Annotated in this window: 7 protein-coding genes; 3 read left to right on the forward strand and 4 right to left on the reverse strand. The window is 61.4% G+C overall.

Annotation, left to right across the window (positions count from 1 at the left end):
- The first annotated feature begins 7 nt into the window (after positions 1–7).
- Together ACK59L_RS08400 and ACK59L_RS08405 are read left to right on the forward strand one after the other, a co-directional pair.
- A complete protein-coding gene (locus ACK59L_RS08400) occupies positions 8–1,048 on the forward strand; it encodes a branched-chain amino acid aminotransferase (RefSeq protein WP_256674249.1) in 1,041 nt (346 codons plus the stop codon).
- A gap of 164 nt (positions 1,049–1,212) precedes the next feature.
- Entirely contained in the window at positions 1,213–1,932 is a 720-nt protein-coding gene (locus ACK59L_RS08405; protein ID WP_409272959.1) for a TorF family putative porin, read from the forward strand.
- Positions 1,933–1,973: 41 nt separating this feature from the next.
- On the opposite strand, the gene ACK59L_RS08410 is transcribed toward ACK59L_RS08405, so the two are convergent.
- The 3 genes from ACK59L_RS08410 to ACK59L_RS08420 all read right to left on the reverse strand — a co-directional run bounded on the left by ACK59L_RS08410 (position 1,974) and on the right by ACK59L_RS08420 (position 3,740).
- Positions 1,974–2,867, reverse strand: a complete 894-nt coding sequence (locus ACK59L_RS08410; protein WP_409272961.1) for a DMT family transporter — start codon at positions 2,865–2,867, stop codon at positions 1,974–1,976.
- Positions 2,868–2,955: 88 nt separating this feature from the next.
- Complete coding sequence (locus tag ACK59L_RS08415) at positions 2,956–3,384, reverse strand: RidA family protein (RefSeq protein ID WP_409272963.1); 429 nt, start codon at positions 3,382–3,384, stop codon at positions 2,956–2,958.
- Between the two features lie 143 nt (positions 3,385–3,527).
- On the reverse strand, positions 3,528–3,740 hold the full coding sequence (locus ACK59L_RS08420) for a PLDc N-terminal domain-containing protein (RefSeq protein WP_023535666.1): 213 nt from the start codon (positions 3,738–3,740) through the stop codon (positions 3,528–3,530).
- Between the two features lie 220 nt (positions 3,741–3,960).
- On the opposite strand from ACK59L_RS08420, the gene ACK59L_RS08425 reads away from it, so the two are divergent.
- Positions 3,961–4,968, forward strand: a complete 1,008-nt coding sequence (locus tag ACK59L_RS08425) for a GlxA family transcriptional regulator (RefSeq protein ID WP_196135384.1) — start codon at positions 3,961–3,963, stop codon at positions 4,966–4,968.
- A gap of 22 nt (positions 4,969–4,990) precedes the next feature.
- Here ACK59L_RS08425 and ACK59L_RS08430 read toward each other — a convergent pair whose 3' ends face one another.
- The gene (locus tag ACK59L_RS08430; RefSeq protein ID WP_409272965.1) at positions 4,991–5,875 is read right to left on the reverse strand and encodes a hypothetical protein; all 885 of its coding nucleotides are present in this window, start codon (positions 5,873–5,875) and stop codon (positions 4,991–4,993) included.
- Between the last annotated feature and the right edge of the window lie 329 nt (positions 5,876–6,204).

The raw sequence follows: 6,204 nt of genomic DNA on the forward strand, positions 1-6,204 counted from the left end.
TGGGCACTTGCAAGACAACGAGGGTGTCATGAGCAACGAAAGCATTAACTGGGACAAGCTCGGCTTCGACTACATCAAGACCGATAAACGCTATCTGTCTGTCTGGCGCGATGGCGCGTGGGATGAAGGCACCCTGACCGAAGACAACGTGCTGCATATCAGCGAAGGCTCCACGGCCCTGCATTACGGCCAGCAGTGCTTCGAAGGCCTGAAGGCCTACCGTTGCAAGGATGGCTCGATCAACCTGTTCCGCCCTGACCAGAATGCCGCCCGCATGCAGCGCAGCTGTGCGCGCCTGCTCATGCCCCACGTGCCCACCGACGTGTTCATCGAAGCCTGCAAGCAGGTCGTCAAGGCCAACGAGCGCTTCGTGCCGCCACACGGCAAAGGCGCCCTGTACCTGCGCCCATTCGTCATCGGCACGGGTGACAACATTGGCGTGCGCACCGCGCCGGAGTTCATCTTTTCCGTCTTCGCCATCCCGGTAGGCTCGTACTTCAAAGGCGGCATGAAGCCTCACAACTTCCAGATCTCCAGCTTCGACCGCGCGGCTCCGCAAGGGACCGGCGCTGCCAAGGTGGGTGGTAACTATGCCGCCAGCCTGCAACCAGGCTATGAGGCGAAAAAGGCCAACTTCGCCGATGCCATCTATCTGGACCCGTTGACCCATTCCAAGATCGAGGAAGTAGGTTCGGCCAACTTCTTCGGCATCACGGCCAATAACGAGTTCGTAACGCCCAAGTCGGCTTCGGTGCTGCCGGGTATCACCCGCCTGTCCCTGATGGAGCTGGCGCAGTCTCGCCTGGGCCTGACCGTTATCGAAGGGGATGTGGAAATCAGCCAGCTGGATCGCTTCGTCGAGGCAGGTGCCTGCGGCACTGCGGCGGTGATCACGCCCATCGGCGGCATCGAGTACAACGGCAAGCTGCATGTTTTCCATGACCTGGAGAAGGTCGGCCCCGTTACCCAGAAGCTCTACAACGAATTGACCGGCATTCAGAGCGGCGACATCGAGGCTCCGGCAGGCTGGATCGTCAAAGTGGCCTGATCACTGAAACTGCATGATCTCGAAGGCGCGCTCCTCAGGGGCGCGCCTTTTTTTTTGCACGTCGAAACAGGCCATTGCGTGCCCGAGCAGGCAACAAGGTTTCCTCCGCGCGCCAGGCCCGGTATCCTTCAAGGCTCTACTGCAAGCCCTTCAGGAAGCCGACCATGATCAGGCCCCTTCTAGTGCTGAGCGCGGCCCTGCTGTTCAGCCCCACGCTCCTGGCCCAGCAGATCAAACGTGAAGTGGGCGACTTTGACTTCACCCTCAGTACGACTCCTACTCGCAGCATGGCCCAGGGGCTTATTTCCCCAGCCGCTACCGGCGCCTTTCACGGCGGCCTGGATTTCAGTCACACCAGTGGTTGGTACGTGGGGCAATACACGCCCAGCATGGGCGTGGCGCCAGGGTCCACCCTGCGGGTCGACAACTACGTCGGCTACAAGCATCACTTCGACAGTACCCTGGGTTACGAGATCGGCGTGATCCACTACAGCCAACCCAACATCGCAGGTGCACAGAGCCATGCGCTGTATGGGGGTATTTCCATAATGGGCAGCCGATTCGGCGGGGCCTTGCGAGACAACCCAAGCAACCGGATCGGCACTCTGTATGCCGATTTCGGGCAAGTCCCCCTGCTCAACGCCGACCTGACGGTCAAGCTGGCCCATCATCGGCTCGGCACACCATTCACAATCGGCGACGGCAGCCAGGTCAACGGTTTCTCCGACTGGTCCATGCAGTTGTCGCGCCCCTGGTTAGGCCTGGACCTGAACCTGATCTACAGCGACTCGAACCTGACCGGTGGCGGCTGCGATGCTTATTCGGGGATCAACACCTATTGCGAGAGCGTGGTAACCCTCAAGGCCCAGCGCAGTTTCTTCTAGGCAAGCCTGCTCACGCTCAGGCTTTGCCGGCCACTGCCACCTCAAGCCTGTGTCGGCGCCCGTGGACGGGGGGCAGTGACAGCGATGGCCACCCCGCCCAGGACAATCGCGCAGGCAGCCATGGCACGTAGCGACAGTGTCTCGCCGATCACGAGCATTCCACCCAACGCGGCGATCACCGGCACGCTCAGCTGCAACGTGGCGGCTTGTTGCGCGCTGATGCGCCGCACCACGCTGTACCAGACGGCGTAACCTGCCGCCGATGCCAAAATCCCAGAGCACACTGCAAAGAACACGCCGGCCATCGAGAACCGCATCTCGGCACCGAGAACGATCAGCGGCGCACACACGGCTAGGAAGGGCACGCTGCGAATGAAGTTGCCCGCCGTGTCGGCCAGCGGCCGAGGTGATCCCTGCCCCAGCAAGGTGTAGATCCCCCACGCTATACCCGCGACCACCATCAGCAAGGCGCTCGTCAGTGCAGGTGCGTGGCTGCCAGGCAGCAGCAATACGATCAGGCCTGAAAAAGCCATCAGCATGCCTGACAACGTGCGCAGGCTGATGCGTTCCCCACGCAGCAACGCCATGCCGAACATGGTCAGCTGCACAGCGCCAAACAAGAGCAATGCCCCTACCCCTGCATTCAAATCAAGGTAGGCGACGGAGAACAGAAAGGCGTAGCAAAATAACGCCAAGCCACCTCGCCAACTGCCGGCAGTGCCTGAGCATGGACTGCGCAACCTTACCAGCCACCACAGGAACAAGGCGCCGCTGCCCAGGCGCAGCGCGGTGAAGCTGATAGCGTCGACGGCGCCATCCTTGAGTGCCAGCCGGCAAAAAACCGAGTTGGCAGCGAAGGCCATCAAGCTGAACATGGCCGGCCAGAACCAAGCGCTCAGCAACGGCCGTTCGATCGGGGATGAGGTCGTGCTCATGGTGTGGTCACCTCTGAGAACCGCTGTGCTTATCGCGCAGGAAGGCGCAAACCTGAGCAGAGATTTACTACACAGCCAGTCGATGGCGCTACCTACCTTGGGAGGAGACAGGCAGCGCCGCCACGGCATCCACCTCGATCAGCATTCCGTCCAGGGCCAGGCGTGGAACCGGTATGAGCGTACAGGTAGGCTTTAGGGCCTGGCCCCACGCGTGGTCCACAGCTTCCACCCATTGCTGGAGCCGCGCCTGGCTATGGTCGACGATCAGCAGGGTGAGCTTGCAGACATGCTCAAGGCCCGCCCCTTTGCTGCACAAGGCCAGCTCCAGGTTGGCAAGGGCCTGGCGCGCCTGATCGGCGAAAACAGGGGATAGAGCCCCACTGGCCTGCTCCCCACCCTGACCCGCGATGAAAAGCAGCCTGCTCCCTGAGAGCACGTCGGCCACATGGGAGTATCCGTTGCCACTGGGGTCATAGAGAGATTGAGGGTTGCTCAGTTCAAAAGCGGGGGTTTGCATGGTTTGGGTGCTCGGTTCATGGAATGAGCGCCGAGTATCCAACCTCAAGCAAACCTCAGGTCAAGGGCCGGAAGCGGCCCTAGGACATGATTTATGCGGCTCCACCAGCGAGGCTGCCAGACGCCCCCGCGCCTGGCGCGCAATCACTTTTCTTCAAGTACTGCCTTGCCCTTGACTGCACGCGGCCCGCGCCAGGCCCAGATCGGCAGGCCAGGGAACGGTGCCCACACGACGAACACAATCCACAGCATCTTGCGCTCGGCGCGCCGATCGCTGCCCATGATGTGCCAGATCGCCCAGATCTCCAGCAAAATCAAGATGATTGCCACCACGAACCAAATCGTTCCGATTTCCATGAGCTTCCTCCCATTGGCACTTACCCTATTGATTCACCGAAGACGCCCAGGGTTCCGTTCGATTTGAACGGCGCCAGCGTGTATCCAACCCGCCTGCCCCAGGCCGACGCCCAGCGCATGCCTGAACACGACCTGCACATTGGCGACAGCCACCCTGCCGATTGTCTTTCGTAGGGGCACCGGCCACACTTTGGTGCGAAGCCAGGAAGCGGAGTCCAGCGTGTCCACACCCCGTCAGTTCAGCAAAAAGAGCAGCACCAGCAACATGCTGCGGTTAAAGGCCAGCAGTGCCAGCGTTGAGGCGCCCTATCGGGTCGACTTCGTTTTGCTCGAACACTTCTCCATGGCCAGCTTCACCGTGGCCATGGACGTGCTGGTCACGGCTAATCTTCTGCGCGCGGACAGCTTCCAATTCACGCCCTTGTCGCTTGCCGGTGACCGTGTGCTCAGTGACCTGGGGCTGGAGTTGATCACGACCGAGCTTTCGGCAACCGCCCTCAAGCACTTGGACTTGCTCGTGGTCTGCGGCGGTTTGCGTACGCCGCTCAAATACCCTGAGCTCGACCGCTTGCTTCAGGACTGCGCATCTCACGGCATGGCCTTGGGCGGCCTGTGGAATGGCGCATGGTTTCTTGGCCGCGCCGGAGCGCTGGATGACTACGGCTGCAGCGTTCACCCCGAACAACGTGCCAGCCTCGCCGAACGCAGCCCGCAGACGCGTATCACGCCCGCAAGCTTCACACTCGACCGGGACCGACTGAGCGCCGCCAGCCCGAACGGGGCGATGGAACTGATGCTGGGGCTGGTGCGACGGCTGTACGGTGACGGTCTGGCAGAGGGCGTCGAGGAGATACTGTCCTTCTCGGGCGCCCGCTATCGGCAAGTGGGCCCCGGGGCCAAGAAGTCGATGAGTTTGCACCTGCGCACCATCGTCGAGCTGATGGAAAACAACCTTGAGGAAACCCTCAGCCTGGACCAGTTGGCGGCTTACAGCGGCCGCTCTCGCCGCCAGATAGACCGCCTGTTCCAGGCGCAGCTCGGCACCTCTCCACGGCGCTACTACATGGAACTTCGCATCACCAAAAGTCGCCGCCTGCTGCAGTACTCCGATCTCTCGGTGATGGAGGTGGCGGTGGCGTGCGGCTTCGTCTCGGTGTCGCACTTCAGCAAATGCTACGCCGCCTATTTCGGTTATCCCCCATCGCGCGAGCAGCGCCTGGGGGATTGAACCTGCTCGCGCTTTTGCGGCGTCAGTCTGACGCAGCAGCGGGCTGTTTCGATGGAGGGGTCAAGTGCAGCACGCGATCCCGCCCGCCTTCAGCAAGCCAGTAACCGCCGCTGCCATCGGCCACGATGGACTGCGGCGCCTTGAGAAACGACAGCACGGTCTGGCGAGTCCCATCGGGCTTTATGCGCAGCAGCCGTGCCCGGTGAGTGTTGTCTTCACTGATCCAAAGGCCACGCTGGTCGCAGAACAGGAATGTGGGGTTCTTGAGGCCATCGAACACCACAGGGTCCTTGCCATCCTTGGACAACGCCCGTATCTGCCCGTCGGCTTTCTCGGTGTACAGCAGCCGGCCACCCCCGCATCGGGTCAACCCTTCAGCTTCGGTCAGGCCCGAACGCAGCACATCCACCTGGCCGCTGCGCCAGTCATAGCGCAGCAAGCGGCCATCACCCTTGCGGTCTTCGATGGCATAAAGGTGGTTGCCCTCGTTCCAAAGGCCCTGCACCGCAATACCGTCGAAAAGCGGTGTGACGTGGCCATCGACAGCCAGACTCACAGGCGCCAGGCCACCTTCCTGGCTGAAGACCCAGCCACCTCTGGCCGCCACCATGCCGTCGGGCTTGGACAGCTGGTCCACGAGCACTTCGCGCTCACCGTCGGGTGCAATCTTGAGAATACTGCCCAGACCATCGTCCAGCTCCTGGCTTACCAGCAGACTGCCGTCGGCCTGGGGAAGCAGCGACGCAGCCTTGTCCACGTTGCGGTGCGCGACCTCCACCTGCCAACCCGAAGCGGCCTGCACGGGGTAGAAGCTTTGCCAGGCGAAAAATCCGAGCGTTGCCACAACAAGGCCGGTGGTAGCGGTGAGCACGATGCGGGTGAGGGGTTTGCGCAGAAAGGTGGGCATGGAGAACTCCTTGATTCTGCAAGGAATGCTAGCAAGGGGATGTGAAAAAAATGTCGGAAGCAGACACCTGATTACAAAACAAAAGGATATAAAAATAACTAAAAAGTCTAATAATTAGTAATAAAGAAATTGAAGCAGCGCGGTCAGGTGCTTATGTTCTGGTGCTCCCACTTATCGCACATCAAGGATCGCGCCATGCCCCACCCTCTCTTTTCCTCCCCTCGCCCGCCCACCCTGGGAGCACTACTGGCCTCCCCTGCCCGGGCCCCGTTGCTAACCGCACCGGCCCCGGCGCCCGGAAACAGCACCCCGCCCACCGGGCACCAGGA

It is taken from the genome of Pseudomonas sp. KCJK9111 (assembly GCF_046231935.1).
Classification (GTDB): domain Bacteria; phylum Pseudomonadota; class Gammaproteobacteria; order Pseudomonadales; family Pseudomonadaceae; genus Aquipseudomonas; species Aquipseudomonas parafulva_B.

Coding starts and splice junctions, on each gene's coding strand:
- ACK59L_RS08405 (WP_409272959.1), top strand. CDS start 1,213: ATGATCAGGCCCCTTCTAGTGCTGAGCGCGGCCCTGCTGTTCAGCCCC.
- ACK59L_RS08410 (WP_409272961.1), bottom strand. CDS start 2,867: ATGAGCACGACCTCATCCCCGATCGAACGGCCGTTGCTGAGCGCTTGG.
- ACK59L_RS08415 (WP_409272963.1), bottom strand. CDS start 3,384: ATGCAAACCCCCGCTTTTGAACTGAGCAACCCTCAATCTCTCTATGAC.
- ACK59L_RS08420 (WP_023535666.1), bottom strand. CDS start 3,740: ATGGAAATCGGAACGATTTGGTTCGTGGTGGCAATCATCTTGATTTTG.
- ACK59L_RS08430 (WP_409272965.1), bottom strand. CDS start 5,875: ATGCCCACCTTTCTGCGCAAACCCCTCACCCGCATCGTGCTCACCGCT.